The sequence below is a fragment of the Salipiger bermudensis genome, assembly GCF_020171625.1.
Classification (GTDB): domain Bacteria; phylum Pseudomonadota; class Alphaproteobacteria; order Rhodobacterales; family Rhodobacteraceae; genus Salipiger; species Salipiger bermudensis_B.
The window spans coordinates 194,436-211,782 of record NZ_JAIUZY010000004.1; the positions used below are offsets into that span (position 1 = coordinate 194,436).

The following is a 17,347-nucleotide window of genomic DNA, read 5'->3' on the forward strand; positions in this document are numbered from 1 at the left end:
GGGGCGGAGATGGCATCAGCGCTTGGGCGCGTCGGTCGCGTTCTCGAGGCTGCGCGGGGCGCTAGGTCGACGCCCGGGCACGGTTCGTCACTTCGGATACATGAAAGTCATCGTGACCCGCGCGCCCCAGCCGTCGGGGCCGTTGTCGGGCGCGTCGGCCCAGTAGCGCACACCGGCGCCGATGCTGACCGGCGCGCCGCCGATGGTCGTGACCTTGGAGACGTTGAAGTTGATCGGCAGCGACGTCTGCTCGCTGACCCAGTCATAGGTCAGCTCGGAATTGAGCGTCGCCGACCAGCCTCTGTCGAAGCCATAGGTGGCGAAGGGCTGGAAGAAGGTGGCATCGATATCGGTGGCATCCTCTCCGCCGCCCACGTCCCAGATGTGGTTGATCAGCGTTCCGAAGGTCCACGGGCCGGCCTGCTTCAACCCGACCGCGGTGAGGCCCGCGCCGAACTGGTCGGCGCTGAACTCCTTCGATCCGGTGGGCAGCAGGAAGACCGGACCGACGCCCCAGATCAGGCCGCCGGAGGTGGGCGCCTTGGGTGAGAAGAAGAAGCTCTGGACGATGTCGCCATAGCCCTTCTGCGTCGTGCCAGGCATCACGTCGGTCTGGCTGATGGCGGGGATGATGGTCCGCGATACGAGGTTCCAGTCCTCGGTGAGTGAGATCGGAATGACCGGCTGGATGTTGAGGGTGTAGCGATGGCCCTCGCCGTCGGCCCCGTAGCCGTCGTCGTAGTTGAGCTGGAACGGCAGGCTGTAGAGGTTGGCGATCGGGTTGGCGAGCTGACGGGCCAGCTCGTCGGCATCCTGCGCGGCGGCCATGGCGGGAAGCAGCGTTGCGGCTGCACCGGCAGCCATGAGAAGCGTGGAAGTCTTTGACATGGGCGTGCCCTCGGTTTGACTGAAGCGCCCTCAAGAATACTTGCACAGGCCGGGCGCGCGCTGTGCCACGAGCCTACACCCACACGCATTACGGGAATAGAGAATTTGATTATACAACCTCAAAACCGATGCAGGCCTGTGGCCGTTGATCCGCTGATCTGGCCGGGTCAAGAAGCGGGCACGGCGGCACGGCAATCTACCCGGCCCGCAGCGCATGGCTCCCCTGCGACCCACGGCAGGCGGCGCAGCACCTTGCCGACGCACCTAGGGACTGATGACAGCCCTCGGCGGCGCGGGTATTGAGGGAGCCGGATGCTGCAAGAGGGTCTGCATGAACAGGATACGCATTGCCCGCGAGATCGCGCTGCCGGATGATCTGCGGGTCGCCCGGGCGCGCAGCGCGCCGCATCTCGGGCCGCGCCTGCTGTTCTTCAGCGGTGGCAGCGCGCTCAACGGCATCTCGCGCCAGCTCAAGCGCTACACCTTCAACTCGACCCACCTCATCACCCCCTTCGACAGCGGCGGCAGCAGCCAGGTGCTGCGCGAGGCCTTCGGAATGCCGGCGGTGGGCGACCTGCGCAGCCGCCTGATGGCGCTGGCCGACGAGACTGTACTGGGCCAGCCCGATGTCTACGCGCTCTTTAACCACCGCCTGTCGCGCGATGCCGCGCAGGCGGTGCTGCGCGCCGAGGTGGCCGAGATGGTGGCCGGCACGCACCCGCTGATCGCCGCCATCGCGCAGCCCATGCGCAAGCTCATCCGCACCAGTCTGCGCAGCTTTGCCGAGGCCGTTCCCGAGGGGTTCGACTATCGCCACGCCAGCATCGGCAACCTGATCCTCGCGGGGGGCTACCTGCGCAACGACCGCGCGCTCGAGCCGGTGCTGTTCCTGATGTCCAAGATGGTCGACGTGCGCGGCACCGTCCGCGCGGTGGTCGATGCCAACCTGCAGCTCGGGGCCGAGCTGGCCGACGGGCGGCGCGTGATCGGCCAGCGCGCGATCAGTGGCAAGGAGGTCGACCCGCTCGACAGCCTGATCCGGCGCTGTTTCCTGAGCGACGGCGCGCGGGAGCTGGCACCGTCAGAGGTGGCACTGCCCAAGCGCAACCGCAAGCTCATCGGCGAGGCGGATCTGATCTGCTACCCGCCGGGCAGCCTCTATTCCAGCGTCGTCGCCAATCTGCTGCCCGCCGGCACCGGCGCCGCCATCGCGGCGCGCCACGTGCCCAAGGTCTACCTGCCGAACCTCGGGCGCGACCCGGAGGCGCTCGGCCACGGGCTCGCCGATCAGGTGGCAGCCCTTCTGGCCCCGCTCGGCGCCGACGCCGGCGACGAGCTCGAGCCGACACGCTTCCTCACCCACGTGATCTGCGACAGCACGGTCCCGGAGGCCGCGTGCACCGCGGTGACCGAGCGCTTCGCCATCCCCTGCATCCGCCTGCCCCTGCGCCGCGCGGACGACGAGAAATACGACGCGCAGCGCGTGGCCGAGGTTCTGGTCTCCCTCGACTGAGCAACGCTTCGGCAGGGGCCAAGATTTTTCGTACGAAAAATCTTCCCCCCGCCCTCAGCGCTGAGCGTGTTCCCAGTTCGGGTGGATCCACGGCATGTCGTTCTTCGGCGGCAGCGGCGTGCGCCCGAGGATGTGGTCGCTGGCCTTCTCGCCCACCATGATCGACGGCGCGTTGAGGTTGCCGTTGGTGATGCGCGGGAAGATGGAGCTGTCGGCCAGACGCAGCCCCTCGACGCCGATCACCTTCGTCTCAGGATCGACCACCGCCATCGGATCGTCGCGCCGGCCCATGCGGGCGGTGCCGCAGGGGTGATAGGCGCTTTCGACGTGCTGGCGGATGAAATCGTTCAACTCGTCATCGCTCTGCACATCCGCGCCGGGCTGGATCTCGTGTTTGTAGTAGGGCTTGAACGCGTCCTGCGCAAAGATCTCCCGCGTGAGGCGGATGCACTTGCGGAAATCCGACCAGTCCTTCTCGTGCGCCATGTAGTTGAACAGGATGCGGGGCGCGTCCTTGGGGTCGGACGAGCGCAGGGTGACCTCGCCGCGCGAGGGGCTCCGCATCGGTCCGACATGGGCCTGAAAGCCGTGCCCCTCGGCGGCGACCTGACCGTCGTAGCGCACCGCGATGGGCAGGAAGTGGTACTGGATGTCGGGATAATCGACACCCGCCTCGGAGCGGATGAAGCCCGCGCTCTCGAACTGGTTCGTGGCGCCCGGCCCGGTCCTGGTGAACAGCCAGCGCGCCCCGACATAGGCCTTGCCAAGCAGGTTCCAGTACTTGAACAGGCTGACCGGCTGGCTCGCCGCCGCCTGGATATAGAGCTCGAGATGGTCCTGCAGGTTCTGCCCCACGCCGGGGCGGTCGGCGACCAGCTCGATGCCATGCTCGGCCAGATGCGCCGCCGGACCGATTCCCGAGAGCATCAGCAGCTTGGGCGAGTTCAGCGAGGAGGCGGCGAGGATCACCTCGGCCTCGGCGCGTATCACCTCGATCTTGCCGCCGCGCTCGACCTCGACACCGACCGCGCGGCCGTCCTCGATCACCACGCGACGGGCGAAGGCCCTCACCAGATCGCAGTTCTCGCGCTGCAACGCCGGGCGCAGGTAGGCCTTGGCGGCGGAGAAGCGCGCGCCCTGCCACACGGTCATGTCATAGGGGCCGAAACCTTCCTGCTGGTGACCGTTGTAATCGGGGGTGACCGGGTAGCCCGCCTCGCGCCCGGCCTCGACGAAGGCCTGCGTGAGCGGATTGTCCCGCCGCCCGCGGCTCACGTGCAGCGGGCCGTCGGTGCCGCGCCACGCCGGGTCGCCGCCATGGCCGCCATCGTGCCAGTTCTCCTGCCGCTGGTAATAGGGCAGCACGTCGGCATAGCCCCAGCCATCGGCGCCCTGATCGCGCCATTGATCGAAATCGCGCGCATGTCCGCGCACGTAGATCATGCCGTTGATCGAGGACGACCCGCCAACCACCTTGCCCCGCGGCGTGGCAAGGCGGCGGCCGCCGAGATGCGGCTCGGGCTCGGACTGGAAGCCCCAGTCGTAGCGCTTCATGTTCATCGGGTAGCTGAGCGCGCCGGGCATCTGGATCAGCGGGCCGGCATCGGACCCGCCATGCTCGATCACCAGCACGCGCTTGCCCGCCTCGGCCAGCCGGTAGGCCATGGCGCAGCCGGCGCTGCCGGCGCCCACGATGACGTATTCGGCCTGCATCAGAACGGGGCCTCCACGTCGCCCATGCGGACATAGACGGATTTCATCTGGCTCCAGTGGTCGATCGCGGCCTTGGAGTTCTCGCGCCCCACGCCCGACATCTTCACGCCGCCGAACGGCGCCTCGACCGGCGCGTCGTTGTAGGAGTTGATGAAGCAGCTGCCGGCGCGCAGCTGGCCGATCACCCGGTGACCGCGGCTGAGATCCGAGGTGAAGACCCCCGCGGACAGTCCGTACTCGGTGGCGTTGGCGCGGGCGATGGCCTCTTCCTCGGTGTCGAAGTCGAGCACGCTCATCACGGGGCCGAAGATCTCTTCGCGCGCGATGGTCATATCGTCGGTGACATCGGCAAACACCGTGGGTTCGAGGTACCAGCCGTCGCGATCAAGTCGCTTGCCACCGGTGACGAGGCGGGCACCCTCGGCGATGCCCTTCTCGATGAAGCCCTGCACGAGGGTCATCTGCCGCTCGGAGACCATCGGGCCGAAGCTCGTCGCCTCGTCGAGCGGATCGCCGATCACCGCGCCCTTCAGGCGCTCGCTCAGGCGGGCGAGGAAGGCCTCCTTGATGCCCTTCTGCACGAAGACGCGGGTGCCGTTCGAGCAGATCTGGCCGGAGGAGTAGAAGTTGCCGAGGATCGCGCCGCCCCCGGCGTTGTCGAGATCGGCATCGTCGAAGACCAGCATGGGGGACTTGCCGCCAAGCTCCATAGTGACGTGCTTCATGCCGTCGGCGGCGGCGGCATAGACCTTGCGCCCGGTCGGCATCGAGCCGGTGAGCGAGACCTTCGCAACGCGCGGATCGGTGACCAGCGCGGCGCCGACCTCGCCCATGCCCTGCACCACGTTGAACAGGCCCGCCGGGGCGCCGGCCTCGGTCAGGATCTCGGCCACCTTGAGGGCGCAGAGCGGCGTGGTCTCGGACGGCTTGAACACCATGGCGTTGCCGCAGGCCAGCGCCGGTGCGGCCTTCCAGCAGGCGATCTGGGTGGGGTAGTTCCACGCGCCGATGCCGACGCAGACGCCGAGCGGTTCGCGGATCGTGTAGACCCAGTCCTCGCCCAGCGGGATGTGCTCGCCGGTGAGGCTGGCGGCGAGACCACCGAAATACTCGAGCGCGTCGGAGCCCGAAGTGGCGTCGGCCACGAGGGTCTCCTGCAGCGGCTTGCCGGTGTCGTAGGTCTCGAGAACCGACAGGTCGTGGTTGCGCTCGCGCATGATCGCCGCGGCGCGGGTCAGCACCCTGCCCCGCTCGCGCGGGGAGAGCTTGGCCCATTCGGCCTGCGCCCGCTCGGCGGCGGCCAGCGCCTGCTCGACGATGGCGGGCGTTGCGGCGTGCAGCGTGGCGATGCGCGCGCCGGTGGCGGCGTAGATCACCGGGATCTCGGCGCCGGCGGTGTCCTCGACATAGGCGCCGTCGATATAGTGGCTGCCCGCGGGCTGAATGTCGTATGTCATCGGTCTTTCCTTGTCGTCAGGTCATTCGCCGCGCGGGTAGCGGGCGTTTTCCTCGACCACGTTCAAATCCATGTGGTTGCGCATGTAGCGGTCGCTGGCCTTCTGCAGCGGCTGGTAATCCCACGGGTAGTAGGCGCCGTTGCGCAGGCTCTCGTAGACCACCCAGCGCTTGGCCTGGCTCTTGCGGACCTCCGCATCGAAGCGCCCCAGATCCCAGCGCGCGTCGGCCATCGCCCGGAACCGTGCCAGCCGCTCGGCATGGGCCGGATCCTCGGCGAGGTTGCAAAGCTCGTGCGGGTCGCTGGCGAGGTCGAACAGCTGCTCGGGGTCGAGCTCGCAGCGGGTGTATTTCCAGTCGCCCTCGCGCAGCGCGACCAGAGGCGCGTAGGAGGCCTCGGCGGCATACTCGATCGCCACCGGCCCGCGCGGCGCGCCCTTGGCGACCGGCACCAACGTCTCGCCGGCGGTCCAGGGCATCACCTCGTCCATGCTGACGCCGGCGAGATCGCAGACCGTCGGGCAGACGTCGATATTGCTCACCGGCGTTTCGCACAGACCGGGTTCGAGGCCCGGCGCCGCGATCATCATCGGCACCCGCGAGGAGCCTTCGAAGAAGCTCATCTTGAACCACAACCCGCGCTCGCCCAGCATGTCGCCGTGGTCGGACACGAACAGGATGATGGTGTCCTGATCCTGCCGCGTGCCTTCCAGCGCCTCGAGGATCTCGCCGATCTTGTCGTCGAGATAGGAGATGTTGGCGAAATAGGCCCGGCGCGAGCGACGGATGTCCTCCTCGGTGATGTCGAAGCTGCGCCAGTCGTTGGCGTCGAAGATGCGCTTCGAGTGCTTGTCCTGGTTCTCGTAGCCGAGATCACCAACCTCGGGCAGCAGGTGCTCGCAGTCCTCGTAGAGATCCCAGTACTTGCGCCGCGCGACATAAGGGTCGTGCGGGTGGGTGAAGCTCACCGTCAGGCACCACGGACGGTCATCCTTGCGCCGACCGAGATCATAGACCTTGCGGGTGGCGTGGTAGGCGACCTCGTCATCATACTCCATCTGGTTGGAGATTTCGGCCACCCCCGAGCCGGTGACCGAGCCCATGTTGTGATACCACCAGTCGATGCGCTCGCCGGGCTTGCGGTAGTCGGGCGTCCAGCCGAAATCGGCGGGATAGATATCGGTGGTCAGGCGCTCCTCGAAGCCGTGCATCTGGTCGGGGCCGACGAAATGCATCTTGCCCGACAGGCAGGTGTGATAGCCTGCGCGGCGAAGATGGTGCGCATAGGTCGGCAGATCCGAGGGGAACTCGGCCGCGTTGTCATAGACGCCGGTGACCGAGGGAAGCTCGCCCGACATGAAGCTCGCCCGCCCCGGCGCGCAGAGCGGCGAGGCGGTGTAGCAGTTGCGGAACCGCACCGAGCGCTCGGCCAGCTTCTTGAGGTTCGGGGTGTGCAGCCAGTCGGCGGGGCCGTCCGGGAAGAAGGTGCCGTTGAGCTGGTCCACCATCAGGATAAGAATGTTCGGTCGGGTCATGCGAGGGCCTTCAATTCGTTGTCCAGTGCGGCGAGCACATGCGCCGAGGCATTCTGCTCGGGCTCGTTGGAGGGGAAATGCGCGTAGCGCAGGTAGATCCCGTCGATCAGCGCCGCGATGCGCCGGGCGATCCCGGGCGCACCGGCATCGCCGGCGAGCGGCCGCAGGTCGCGCGTCAGGTTCGAGTGCAACCGCCGGTGATAGACCACCAGAAGCCGCTGGGCTTCGGGGGAGCGATGGGCGAGAACATAGAAATTCAACCACGCGGCGATGACGTCATGACTGAAGTTCGACTCGCTGAAGCTCGCACGAATCACCGCCTCGAGCCGGTCGCGATGCGATTCGACGCCGTTCAAGGCGGCCCGAACGTCTCGCCCATAGGACGACAGGATGTGGCGCATCGACGCCAGAAACAGCCGATCCTTGTCGCCGAAATAGTGAAACGCCAGCGCCGGAGACACGCCTGCGCGCTTGGCGATCTGGCCGACGGTGACCGACAGCGTTCCGGTCGCACCGATCTCGTGGATGGTTGCCTCGATCAGTTGCGTTCTACGTTGTGCCTGCGCGGACATCGCGGGCCTTTCTCAGAAAAAGGGTTGCAATGCGCAGATAATCAGGCACTGTTTGACTGGTCAATCAATAAAACGCTCAATCAAAAGCACAGGGGAAACTATATGAAACTCCGCACAGCAATCTCGGCCATCGCCCTCACCGCCGCGGGCGCGGGCGCGGCTTTCGCCGACTGCGACGCCGTCTCGCTGTCCGACGTGGGCTGGACCGACATCACCACCACCACCGCCACTGCCAAGCATGTGCTCGAGGGTCTCGGCTATGACGTGGACGTGAAGGTCCTGTCGGTGCCGGTGACCTTCGCCTCGCTGGAAAGCGACGACGTGGACGTGTTCCTCGGCAACTGGATGCCGGCGCAGAACAGCGCGATCACGCCCTACCTCGAGAGCGGCGAGATCGAGCAGATCAACGTCAACCTCGAAGGCACCAAGTACACGCTCGCGACCCCGACCTACGCCTACGAGGCCGGGCTGCAGAGCTACGAGGACATCGCCAAGTTCGCCGACGAACTCGACGAGAAGATCTACGGCATCGAGCCGGGCAACGAGGGCAACGCCTATCTCGTGAGTTTGACCGAGGAGAACAAGTTCGGCCTTGGCGAGTTCGACGTGGTCGAAAGCTCCGAGCAGGGGATGCTGGCGCAGGTCGCCCGCTACTACAAGGACGAGAAGCCCGTGGTCTTCCTCGGCTGGGAACCGCACCCGATGAACGCCAACTTCGACCTGAAGTACCTGCCCGGCGGCGAGGATTTCTTCGGCGGCGAAGGCGTGGTGCACACGGTCACCCGCAAGGGCTTCTCGGAAGAGTGTCCGAACCTCGGCACGCTGTTCTCGAACATGGATTTCACCCTCGAGATGGAAAACATGATCATGGGTCAGATCCTTGACGACGGCACCGATCCGGCCGACGCCACCGAGGCGTGGCTGAAGGAGAACGTCGACGTTCTCGACACCTGGCTCGACGGCGTGACCACCGTTGACGGTGGCGATGCGGTCGCCGCGGTGAAAGGCCATCTGGGCATGTAAGTCCCGAGCGCCGTCCGCGCGACCGCGCGCGGGCGGCGCCCCTGCCCCGGCCCTCTGACGGGCCACGAAAAAACCAAAAGATAAAACCCAAGGGGGACCCGGCGCCGTGCAGTGGCTGACCGATTACAAGATTCCCGTAGGCGACGCGGCCAGTGCCGTCTTCGAATGGGTACGGGACAACGGAGAAGTTGTCCTAGACGCCCTTTCAACCTTCATGGAAGCGATGATCGACGCGATCCTCTGGATCCTGCAGGAGCCGCCCGAGCTCGTTGTCATCCTCGTCTTCGTGGCCATCACCTACGCGCTTCAGCGCAACTGGAAGACCGCGCTGTTCGTGTTCGCGGGCTTCCTCTTCATCCTCAACCAGGATTACTGGGAAGAGACCACCGAAAGCCTGACGCTGGTGCTCTCGTCCTGCCTTGTCTGCATGGCGATCGGGGTGCCGATCGGCATCTACGCGGCGCACCGGCCCAAGGTCTATACCTACCTGCGCCCCGTGCTCGACCTGATGCAGACCCTTCCGACCTTCGTCTACCTGATCCCGGCCATCGTGTTCTTCGGCATCGGCATGGTGCCGGGCCTGATCGCGACGGTGATCTTCGTGCTTCCCGCGCCGATCCGCCTGACCTATCTCGGCGTCGCCTCGACGCCCAAGGCGCTGCTCGAGGCGGCCACGGCCTTCGGCGCCACGCCGTCGCAGACGCTCTTCAAGGTCGAGCTGCCCTATGCGGTGCCGCAGATCATGGCCGGCTTGAACCAGACCATCATGCTGTCGCTCTCCATGGTCGTCGTCGCGGCGCTGGTCGGCGCAGACGGCCTCGGCGTGCCGGTGGTACGCGCGCTCAATCAGGTCAACACCGCGCTCGGCTTCGAGTCCGGCTTCGTCATCGTGGTGGTCGCCATCATGCTCGACCGCATCCTCAACGTCGGAGGCCGCAAATGAGCACAGCCGTCAAGATCGACAACGTCTCCATCGTCTTCGGCGACCGGCCCAAGCGCGCCCTGCCCCTGATGGACGAAGGCAAGGACCGGGCCGAGATCCAGCACCAGACCGATCAGGTTCTCGGCGTGCACAACTGCAACCTCGAGGTTCAGGAGGGCGAGATCCACGTCCTCATGGGTCTCTCGGGGTCGGGCAAGTCGACGCTCCTGCGCGCGGTCAACGGGCTCAACCCGGTGGTGCGCGGCAAGGTCGAGGTCAATGACGGCGACCGGATGGTCGACGTCACCCATTGCGACGATGCCACCCTGCGCCGCATCCGGATGCACAACGTCGCCATGGTGTTTCAGCAGTTCGGCCTGCTGCCGTGGCGCTCGGTGCGCGAAAACGTGGGCCTCGGCCTCGAGCTCGCCGGCATGAAGGGCAAGGAGGCGCGCGACCGCGTCGAGGAGCAGCTGGCGCTGGTGGGTCTGGCCGACTGGGCCGACAACAAGGTCAGCGAGCTTTCGGGCGGGATGCAGCAGCGCGTGGGCCTGGCCCGCGCTTTTGCCACCCGGGCGCCGATCCTGCTCATGGACGAGCCCTTCTCGGCGCTCGACCCGTTGATCCGCACCAAGCTGCAGGACGAGCTTCTCGAGCTGCAGCAGCGGCTCAAGCGCACCATCCTGTTCGTCAGCCACGACCTCGACGAGGCGTTCAAGCTGGGCAACCACATCTCGATCATGGAAGGCGGCCGGATCGTTCAGAGCGGTGCGCCGCAGGACATCTTCACCGATCCGCGCAACGATTACGTGGCCGAGTTCGTGCAGCACATGAACCCGCTGGGCGTGTTGCGGGCGCGGGACCTGATGACCCCGCTGACCACCAGCCCGTCCCGCTCCATCGAGGCCGACAGCCTCGTGCGCGACAGCTTCGCCACGCTGCTGGGCAGCGACGCGCCGGTCGGCGTGACCGAGCATGGCGCACTCATTGGCCAGCTTGGAAAGGACGACGTTCTGCGGGGCCTCAGTCCCTCCGTGTGAGGGCGCACCCGCTACAAAAGACAGCGCCGCGATGGTCTCATCGCGGCGCTTTTCTCATCCGTACGGGCAGTGGGGCCGGCAGAGGCTCAGGCGGCCCCGACCCCGCCGCTGGCGAGCACGTTGTTGGAATAGGCCGGGTTCCCGGTCACGTCCGCGCCGAACCATGCCGGCGGCACGAAGGCCTCGGCCTCTTCGACGCTCTCGAACTCGACCTCGACCAGCCGCAAATCGCGGTCGTCGAACAGGTCGAGCTCGAAGGTGCGCCCGTCTTCGAGCAGACCGGTCCAGCGGGTCTTGGCGATGCAGCGCTCGCCGGTCGCGGGCCAGAGCCGGTCGAAGGTGGCGGCGTCGATCTCGCTCTCACGCTCGGAGCGCATCATCTTCCCCTTGCCCTTCACCGTGATGAAGAACTTCTTGCCCTTCTGGCGCAACCGCACCTGCACCGAGTCCGAGGGCACGGTGATATAGCCCTGCCGGATCTTCTTGCTGTCGACGCCGTCCAGCGAGGGCAGCTCCGCCACTAGGAACTTGCGTTCGATTTCAACGGGGTTGTCGGTCATAGACGCTCCAGCAGCTCGTTGCACAGCAGATCATATCCTTTCACTGCCGCGTTGTTCCGGGCGAAGGTGCCCACCGGCGCGCGATGCACGCCCATTTTCTCGACCTCGGAGCTGAACGGCACCGCCACGTCGAGCAGCCGTTTGCCGTAGCGCTTGCGCATCGCCTCGACGGTCTCGGAATGCAGCTTCTTGGTGCCCTGCACCATGGAAAAGAAGCCGAGGATCTTCTTCTTCGGCAGTCCGTTCTCGTCGAAAAAAGCGAGAAGCTGCTCGAAGGTGCGTTCGGACAGGGTGGTCGGGATCACCGGCACGAGGATCGCGTCGGCGCTCTTGAACACGTTCTCCGACAGGGTCGAGATGTTTGGCGGGCAATCGAGCAGCACCACATCGTAGTCCTTGTCGACGCTCTTCAGCGCCTTCTTCAGGCGCGAGCGCGAGTTCTTCATGCGCGACAGGAAGACATCGAAATCCCGAAAGCTCATGTTGGCGGGCAGGATGTCGAGATTGTCGAAATCGCTGCCACGGATGGCGCTGGTGAAGCGCTTCACGTCGGTGAAGAAACGCGCGTCGGTCAGTTTCTTCGACGGCTTGACGCGGAAGTAGAAGCCCGAGGCCCCCTGCGGGTCGAGATCGCAAAGCAGCACGCGCTGCCCGGCCTTGGCCAGCCCGTAGGCGATATTGACCGCGCTGGCGGTCTTGCCGACGCCGCCCTTGTTGGAATAGCACGCGACGATTTTCATGGCTTCGCCTCCCCGCCGGGTTTGAAGAGCGACCGGAACTGCGCCTGCGTCTCCGCGCTGTCGAACGCGGCGAAGGAGGCGGCGACGCGTGCGCGCTCTTCGAGCTGTTTCTGATGCAGCACCGTGACAAGCGCGCCAAGCCCGCTTGCGATCTCGACGGTGTCGGCTGCGGTGCCTCCGACGAGCGCCTCGGCCTGCGCCTGCAGCGCCGCCTGCTGTACCGAGTAGTCGTTGAAGTTGCCGAGGTTGTCCTGCAGCCCCTTCAGCGCCTTGATCAGTTTGCGCACCTCGGCATCGCCGAACAGGGGCGCGAAGAACTCCATCAGGTAGCGCAGCTTCTTGCACTCGATGCGCAGTTCGTGGACCTGCGCGTCCGGCGTCGCGTCGTCGATGTCGCGCGCGATCTTGCAGACCTTGCGGTAGCGCTTCCAGATCAGCGCCTTGGCGTAGTCGAGCGCGTGGCGCTTCGCCTCGGGCCCTTTCGAAAGCGCCTTGGTCTTGTCGAACAGCGCCTCGAGCTTGGCCATTTCCTTCTGGTACGCCTTGCTGTCGAGATAGGCGGTGAGCTTGGCGTGCTCGACATCGCGCTGCGCGGCGAACATGTCGAAGAGCTTGCCGATGCCGGGCCGGAAGCCCTCGGGCACCAGCGCGAGATAGGCTTCGCGCTCGATTAGGTAGACGTCGAGATCGCGCAGCCGTCCGGTCCGGGCCATGATCGCGCCGAACCGGGCCTTGAGATCGGCGGTCTGCTTGTCGTCGTAGACGCCCTTGAAGAGCGAGATCACCGAGCGCACGCGGCGCAGGGCGACGCGGTATTCGTGCAGGAACTCGCTGTCGAGATCGGCCCGGATGCCGTCTTCCTGCCGCCGGGCTGCAACGAGCTGGGCGCGGATGATGTCGTTGGCGGCCTTGAAGGCCTTTTCGTCCGCCGACATCACGACGCGGGTCTTGCCGATCAGCGCCGGGTCCTCGCCGCGCAGCACCGCGCTGGCTTCGAGCATGGTGTTGACCTTGCCCTTGCCGGCGCGTCCGGAGAGCGCCGAGCCGACCTTGCGCAGAGTCTTGTCGTAGCCGCGCAGCGGCGTCAGGTCCGAGACCGAAACCGTCCGCCCCTTGCCCGCGTCGAGCACGTGCAGCGTGCCGCGCAGGTGGGTCTTCTCGTTGTCGTCGAGCACCCGCAGCCCCTGCCGCGAGAGCGTGCCGCCGGCCACGCTCATCAGCGTGCGCAGCGGCGAGACGATGCCGGAAAGGCGCTTGGTGACTGGCCCCGCGGGCATCCGGGCGAGGAAGTCGGGCTCGGCGTGCGCCTGCACCAGCGGCGCGGCGCCGCCCAGCAGGTGCAGCCCGTCCTCGGTCAGCAGCAAAAGCAGTTCTGCCGCCGCGACCTGAGCATCGAACGTGTCCAGCAGCGTGAAGGCGGAGCCGCCGTCTGCCTCGTCCAGCGAGAGATGCAGCTTTCCGAGGTCGGCGTCGCGCAGCAGAGTGCGCAGGTCGCCCCCGGTGGTGATTGTCAGAATCTCTGGCACGATCGCCTCGCGTCCTCTGGCTGTTCCAGCGCCTGAGCCTCCCCTACCAAATCCATCCCGGCGCCGGAAGCGCTATGAAGGACGCAGGCAGACCGGGACGACGCCCGAGGCCAATTCGCCACGCCATGGAGGCCCCGCCCGGGCGCATCTGCCGTCTTGAATGCTGGAGCCCCCCTTTTGGCCGAGGATGCGCCCTGCGCTTGCGTGGATCAGGTCGCGGACGCAGGTCTGCGAACGGGACAGAGGCGCGGGCCGGGTCGGCTAGAGCCGGAGACCGACGCCGCACGCGTTGCCTATCGCAGTCGTATCGCTTGGCGTCCTCCGCCGAGCCCGCGCGCCCTCGAGTGCCTTCCTGCGCGAGGCCCACCCGGCGTGCGACCCAAGCGCAAGGCGCGTTGACGCCTCCCGACCGACTGACTACCAAACGCAGGCGAGAGGCCTCATCGTCCGCCCGGTTCGATCTGCCCAGAACGGTGGGCTGCGGGGCCAGGGTCCGGGAGGGCCAATCCTGTCCGGATCTCGCCACCAGCGAAGCGATGCCAGAGAGCGACATGGCGGATCACCGCCCTGCCCCGTGGGGAGAGACGCGCATGGAGACGACACCCGAGGACGCCGGCACGAGGGTCGGGCAACGGCACGGCCTTTGCCACGCCTTCATCCGTATCGGCGCGGCCCTCGCGGCGGGGCGCGAACACGTCGCTGCCGACATGACCGAACAGCCGAGCTGATCCCATGCGCTCACGTCTTTCCGCCCTGAGGGCCGGCCCTCACACGTCTGGGCGCCTCAAGGCCCACTTCCCCGGTGTCATGGTCTCGATCCTCGTCGCGCTCGCGGCGCAGTTCGTGGCCGAGCATTACGGCGCCCCGGCGATGCTGATGGCGCTGCTCTTCGGCATCGCGCTCAACTTCCTCGGCGACGACGGCCCGACCGCCGCCGGCATCTCGTTCACCGCCCGGACCGTGCTGCGCTTCGGCGTGGCGGTGCTGGGCGCCCGGATCAGCGTCGAGATGCTGCTGTCGCTCGGCTGGGGCATGATCGCGCTGCTGGTGGCGGGGGTGGTCCTCACCATCCTCTTCGGCCTCGCTCTGGCGCGGCTGATCGGCCAGCGCAGCCGCTTCGCCGTGCTGACCGCGGGCGCGGTGGCGATCTGCGGCGCCTCGGCGGCGATGGCCATCGCGGCGGTCCTGCCGAAAGACGACCGCTCGGAACGCGACCTGCTGTTCACCGTGCTCTGCGTCACCGTGCTCTCGACCGCGGCGATGATCCTCTACCCGATCCTCACCCGGTCGCTGGGCTTCGACGACCTCACAGCCGGCGCTTTCATCGGTGGCACCGTGCATGACGTGGCGCAGGTGGTGGGCGCGGGCTTCTCGATCTCCGAGACCGCCGGTGAGACCTCGACGCTGGTCAAGCTGATCCGGGTGTCCTTCCTCGCGCCTGTGGTTGTGGTGATCGCGCTCTGGACCCCACGCGGCGCCGTGACCGGGGGCAAGCGCCCGCCGCTCATCCCGGGCTTCGTTCTGGGCTTCCTGGTGCTGGCGGCGCTGAACTCGTTCGAGCTGATCCCCGAGGGTCTCGGCCAGGTGCTGGCGCGGATCTCGAGCTGGGCACTGCTCGCGGCCATCGCGGCGGTCGGCATGAAGACCGACCTGCGCAACATCATCCAGGTCGGCGGCGGGGCCATTGCGCTGATCGTGGCCGAGACGCTGTTCCTCGCCGCCGTCGTGCTCGGCGGCATCAGCCTGATCGAGCTGGCCCCCTGACCCGCGCAATCCAGCCCTATGGCGCAAAAGAAAACCGCCCGCGTCGGTCTGCGACGCGGGCGGTTTGAAGATCTGGTCTCAGCGTTTCTTGGCGGGTTTTTCCGCCTTCTCCTCGGCCGAGGGGAGATCGATGTTGATCTCGAGGCTGGAGACATCGTCGTCGCGCTCCATCCGGATATCGACCTCGTCATCGGCGACGTCGATGTATTTCCGGATCACCGCGATCAGGTCGTTCTGCAGCTGCGGCAGGTAGTCGGGCGTGCCCGACCCCTGCCCGCGCTCATGCGCCAGCAGAAGCTGCAAGCGATCGCGTGCGGTCTGCGCCGTCTTGGGACGGCGGCGGTTGAGGGAGAAACCGAACAGGCTCATGCCGACCGTCCGAACAGCCGCTGGAACAGGCCCGGCTTGCGCTCGCTCTCGATGCGCATCTCGATGTCGTCGCCAAGCAGGCGCGACACCGCGTCCTTGTAGGCGGTCTGGGCCGAGGACGGCTCGTCGAGGATCACCGGCGTGCCGACGTTGGAGGCGCGCAGCACCGCCTGGCTTTCCGGGATGATGCCCAGAAGCGGCACGGCGAGGATCTCGAGCACGTCGTCGACGGTCATCATCTCGCCGCGGTCGATGCGGCCCTGATCGTGGCGGGTCAGCAGGACGCGCGCCTTGACCGGATCGCTGTCGCCCTTCTCGGCACGCTGGGTCTTGCTGCTCAGCAGGCCGAGCACGCGGTCGCTGTCGCGCACCGAGGAGACCTCGGGGTTGGTCACCACGACAGCCTCGTCGGCGAAATACATCGCCAGCTGGGCGCCGCGCTCGATGCCCGCCGGGCTGTCGCAGATGATGTAGTCGAACTCTTCCTTGAGCTCGTTCAGCACCGCCTCGACGCCCTCCTGGGTCAGCGCGTCCTTGTCGCGGGTCTGCGACGTCGGCAGGATGAACAGCGTATCAAGGCGCTTGTCCTTGATCAGCGCCTGCTTGAGCCGGGCATCGCCCTGGATCACGTTGATGAAGTCGAACACCACGCGGCGTTCGCATCCCATGATCATGTCGAGGTTGCGCAGGCCGACATCGAAGTCGATCACCACGGTCTTGTAGCCCTGCTGCGCCAGTCCTGCCGAGATCGCGGCGGCGGAGGTGGTCTTGCCCACCCCGCCCTTGCCCGAGGTGATCACGACGATCCGGCCCAGCGGCGCCTCGTCCTTGAGTTGCGTCGTCATCCGAGCGCCTCCACACATAGTCGTTCGCCTTTAAGGAAAATCTGCACAGCCTGGCCGCGCAGCTCGTCCTCGATACTTTCGCTTGTCCTGTAGAGCCCCGCGACCGCCAGCAGTTCGGCGTGCAGGGCCCGGCAGAAGATCCGCCCGGTCTCGTCGCCGTGGCAGCCCGCCATGGCCCGACCGCGCAGCGGCCCGTAGACATGGATGTTGCCCGCCGCCACCAGCTCGGCCCCGGAGGACACCGGCCCGATGATCGTCAGATCGCCGCGCTCGGCCACCACGAGCTGGCCCGAGCGGACCGGCTTGGTGATGACCTTGTTGTCGGGCGGCAGCAGCCGGTCGACTTTGCTCTTGCGCGCCGGCTTGGCCTCGGGGGCGGGGCCGTCGCGACCGATGCGCACCGGGATCAGGCCAAGGCCGTCCGCCGCCTCGAGCTGGGGCGTGGTGGTGTTCTGCACCCCGAAGACCAGCATGTTGCGGGTGCGCAGCTTCGCGACCAGATCGGCCAGAGCGGCGCTGTCGGCAAACTCCGGGACCTTGGAGAAGTCCAGCACCATGGGCGCATCGAGCAGCAGCTGCGGCGCCTTGGTGATCTGGGCATCGATGGCCTCGAAGAAGGCGTCGTCGAACTGGTCGCTCTCGATCCGGAGGGCGATGGCGGTCATGAATCGACCGCGGACCTGGAACGGTTGGACCGCCACCGACGCGCGGGCGCCTCGGTCTCGGGTAACGTCTGCTGGCACCGGGATGCGTGCTCCTGCTCTCGTATGTCTGGGCGCGACTCGCACGCGCACTCGTTTTGATCGACCCTTTAGTTTCTCCGACCGTCCGGTGCACGGAGAAAATATCACAATCGTGAGATTGCGCGGCTTCCTGCCCGGA

At 66.8% G+C, this 17,347-nt stretch carries 17 protein-coding genes; 6 read left to right on the top strand and 11 right to left on the bottom strand.

Features of this window, described 5'->3' with window-relative positions; translation table 11 throughout:
* Window positions 1-87 precede the first annotated feature (87 nt).
* Window positions 88-888, bottom strand: coding sequence for a transporter (locus LCM15_RS07495; RefSeq protein ID WP_224855012.1), 801 nt, complete (start codon window positions 886-888; stop codon window positions 88-90).
* Window positions 889-1,219: 331 nt separating this feature from the next.
* Between LCM15_RS07495 and LCM15_RS07500 the strand changes: the two genes are divergently transcribed.
* Entirely contained in the window at window positions 1,220-2,401 is a 1,182-nt protein-coding gene (locus tag LCM15_RS07500) for a GAK system CofD-like protein (protein ID WP_224855014.1), read from the top strand.
* A 54-nt stretch (window positions 2,402-2,455) separates the two neighbouring features.
* Here LCM15_RS07500 and betA read toward each other — a convergent pair whose 3' ends face one another.
* Genes betA through betI form a run of 4 tightly spaced genes read right to left on the bottom strand, consistent with a single transcriptional unit; the run spans window position 2,456 to window position 7,676 of the window.
* Window positions 2,456-4,114 (bottom strand): choline dehydrogenase, encoded by a 1,659-nt coding sequence (gene betA, locus LCM15_RS07505; RefSeq protein WP_224855016.1) that lies wholly within the window; start codon window positions 4,112-4,114, stop codon window positions 2,456-2,458.
* A complete protein-coding gene (gene betB, locus LCM15_RS07510) occupies window positions 4,114-5,571 on the bottom strand; it encodes a betaine-aldehyde dehydrogenase (protein WP_224855018.1) in 1,458 nt (485 codons plus the stop codon). The genes betA and betB overlap by 1 nt, the downstream gene beginning before the upstream one ends.
* Before the next feature lie 21 nt (window positions 5,572-5,592).
* Entirely contained in the window at window positions 5,593-7,104 is a 1,512-nt protein-coding gene (gene betC / locus LCM15_RS07515; RefSeq protein ID WP_224855020.1) for a choline-sulfatase, read from the bottom strand.
* The gene (gene betI, locus LCM15_RS07520) at window positions 7,101-7,676 is read right to left on the bottom strand and encodes a transcriptional regulator BetI (protein WP_224855021.1); all 576 of its coding nucleotides are present in this window, start codon (window positions 7,674-7,676) and stop codon (window positions 7,101-7,103) included. The genes betC and betI overlap by 4 nt, the downstream gene beginning before the upstream one ends.
* Before the next feature lie 102 nt (window positions 7,677-7,778).
* Between betI and choX the strand changes: the two genes are divergently transcribed.
* The 3 genes from choX (at window position 7,779) to choV (ending at window position 10,661) form a co-directional block, all read left to right on the top strand.
* Window positions 7,779-8,699: a choline ABC transporter substrate-binding protein gene (gene choX / locus LCM15_RS07525; protein ID WP_224855022.1), complete on the top strand. Its 921-nt coding sequence runs from the start codon at window positions 7,779-7,781 to the stop codon at window positions 8,697-8,699.
* 106 nt (window positions 8,700-8,805) lie between these two features.
* Window positions 8,806-9,642, top strand: a complete 837-nt coding sequence (choW, locus tag LCM15_RS07530) for a choline ABC transporter permease subunit (protein WP_224855023.1) — start codon at window positions 8,806-8,808, stop codon at window positions 9,640-9,642.
* A complete protein-coding gene (gene choV / locus LCM15_RS07535) occupies window positions 9,639-10,661 on the top strand; it encodes a choline ABC transporter ATP-binding protein (RefSeq protein WP_224855024.1) in 1,023 nt (340 codons plus the stop codon). The genes choW and choV overlap by 4 nt, the downstream gene beginning before the upstream one ends.
* Before the next feature lie 86 nt (window positions 10,662-10,747).
* Here the strand turns inward: choV and LCM15_RS07540 are convergent, their stop codons facing one another.
* The 3 genes from LCM15_RS07540 to LCM15_RS07550 are packed head-to-tail and all read right to left on the bottom strand — an operon-like array spanning window position 10,748 to window position 13,487.
* Window positions 10,748-11,221 carry a CYTH domain-containing protein gene (locus tag LCM15_RS07540; RefSeq protein ID WP_224855025.1) on the bottom strand — a complete coding sequence of 158 codons (474 nt, stop codon included), beginning with the start codon at window positions 11,219-11,221 and terminating at the stop codon, window positions 10,748-10,750.
* The gene (locus LCM15_RS07545) at window positions 11,218-11,961 is read right to left on the bottom strand and encodes a ParA family protein (protein ID WP_224855026.1); all 744 of its coding nucleotides are present in this window, start codon (window positions 11,959-11,961) and stop codon (window positions 11,218-11,220) included. The genes LCM15_RS07540 and LCM15_RS07545 overlap by 4 nt, the downstream gene beginning before the upstream one ends.
* The gene (locus LCM15_RS07550) at window positions 11,958-13,487 is read right to left on the bottom strand and encodes a CHAD domain-containing protein (protein WP_224855027.1); all 1,530 of its coding nucleotides are present in this window, start codon (window positions 13,485-13,487) and stop codon (window positions 11,958-11,960) included. The genes LCM15_RS07545 and LCM15_RS07550 overlap by 4 nt, the downstream gene beginning before the upstream one ends.
* A 590-nt stretch (window positions 13,488-14,077) precedes the next feature.
* Here LCM15_RS07550 and LCM15_RS07555 point away from each other — a divergent pair.
* Both LCM15_RS07555 and LCM15_RS07560 read left to right on the top strand, forming a co-directional pair.
* Complete coding sequence (locus LCM15_RS07555; protein ID WP_224855028.1) at window positions 14,078-14,215, top strand: hypothetical protein; 138 nt, start codon at window positions 14,078-14,080, stop codon at window positions 14,213-14,215.
* A 4-nt stretch (window positions 14,216-14,219) separates the two neighbouring features.
* Window positions 14,220-15,251, top strand: coding sequence for a YeiH family protein (locus tag LCM15_RS07560; RefSeq protein WP_224855029.1), 1,032 nt, complete (start codon window positions 14,220-14,222; stop codon window positions 15,249-15,251).
* Between the two features lie 78 nt (window positions 15,252-15,329).
* Here LCM15_RS07560 and minE read toward each other — a convergent pair whose 3' ends face one another.
* The 3 genes from minE to minC are packed head-to-tail and all read right to left on the bottom strand — an operon-like array spanning window position 15,330 to window position 17,259.
* A complete protein-coding gene (minE, locus tag LCM15_RS07565; RefSeq protein WP_224855030.1) occupies window positions 15,330-15,620 on the bottom strand; it encodes a cell division topological specificity factor MinE in 291 nt (96 codons plus the stop codon).
* Window positions 15,617-16,465 carry a septum site-determining protein MinD gene (minD, locus tag LCM15_RS07570; protein WP_224855031.1) on the bottom strand — a complete coding sequence of 283 codons (849 nt, stop codon included), beginning with the start codon at window positions 16,463-16,465 and terminating at the stop codon, window positions 15,617-15,619. Before minD ends, minE begins: the two co-directional genes overlap by 4 nt.
* Window positions 16,462-17,259: a septum site-determining protein MinC gene (gene minC / locus LCM15_RS07575; RefSeq protein ID WP_412103279.1), complete on the bottom strand. Its 798-nt coding sequence runs from the start codon at window positions 17,257-17,259 to the stop codon at window positions 16,462-16,464. Before minC ends, minD begins: the two co-directional genes overlap by 4 nt.
* Between the last annotated feature and the right edge of the window lie 88 nt (window positions 17,260-17,347).

What these genes read in the sequence shown, in the direction of transcription:
- LCM15_RS07495 (WP_224855012.1), bottom strand. Translation starts at nt 888, where the DNA reads ATGTCAAAGACTTCCACGCTTCTCATGGCTGCCGGTGCAGCCGCAACG.
- betA (WP_224855016.1), bottom strand. Translation starts at nt 4,114, where the DNA reads ATGCAGGCCGAATACGTCATCGTGGGCGCCGGCAGCGCCGGCTGCGCC.
- LCM15_RS07540 (WP_224855025.1), bottom strand. Translation starts at nt 11,221, where the DNA reads ATGACCGACAACCCCGTTGAAATCGAACGCAAGTTCCTAGTGGCGGAG.
- choV (WP_224855024.1), top strand. Translation starts at nt 9,639, where the DNA reads ATGAGCACAGCCGTCAAGATCGACAACGTCTCCATCGTCTTCGGCGAC.
- choX (WP_224855022.1), top strand. Translation starts at nt 7,779, where the DNA reads ATGAAACTCCGCACAGCAATCTCGGCCATCGCCCTCACCGCCGCGGGC.
- minE (WP_224855030.1), bottom strand. Translation starts at nt 15,620, where the DNA reads ATGAGCCTGTTCGGTTTCTCCCTCAACCGCCGCCGTCCCAAGACGGCG.
- LCM15_RS07500 (WP_224855014.1), top strand. Translation starts at nt 1,220, where the DNA reads ATGAACAGGATACGCATTGCCCGCGAGATCGCGCTGCCGGATGATCTG.
- LCM15_RS07555 (WP_224855028.1), top strand. Translation starts at nt 14,078, where the DNA reads ATGGAGACGACACCCGAGGACGCCGGCACGAGGGTCGGGCAACGGCAC.
- LCM15_RS07560 (WP_224855029.1), top strand. Translation starts at nt 14,220, where the DNA reads ATGCGCTCACGTCTTTCCGCCCTGAGGGCCGGCCCTCACACGTCTGGG.
- betI (WP_224855021.1), bottom strand. Translation starts at nt 7,676, where the DNA reads ATGTCCGCGCAGGCACAACGTAGAACGCAACTGATCGAGGCAACCATC.
- LCM15_RS07545 (WP_224855026.1), bottom strand. Translation starts at nt 11,961, where the DNA reads ATGAAAATCGTCGCGTGCTATTCCAACAAGGGCGGCGTCGGCAAGACC.
- betB (WP_224855018.1), bottom strand. Translation starts at nt 5,571, where the DNA reads ATGACATACGACATTCAGCCCGCGGGCAGCCACTATATCGACGGCGCC.
- minD (WP_224855031.1), bottom strand. Translation starts at nt 16,465, where the DNA reads ATGACGACGCAACTCAAGGACGAGGCGCCGCTGGGCCGGATCGTCGTG.
- betC (WP_224855020.1), bottom strand. Translation starts at nt 7,104, where the DNA reads ATGACCCGACCGAACATTCTTATCCTGATGGTGGACCAGCTCAACGGC.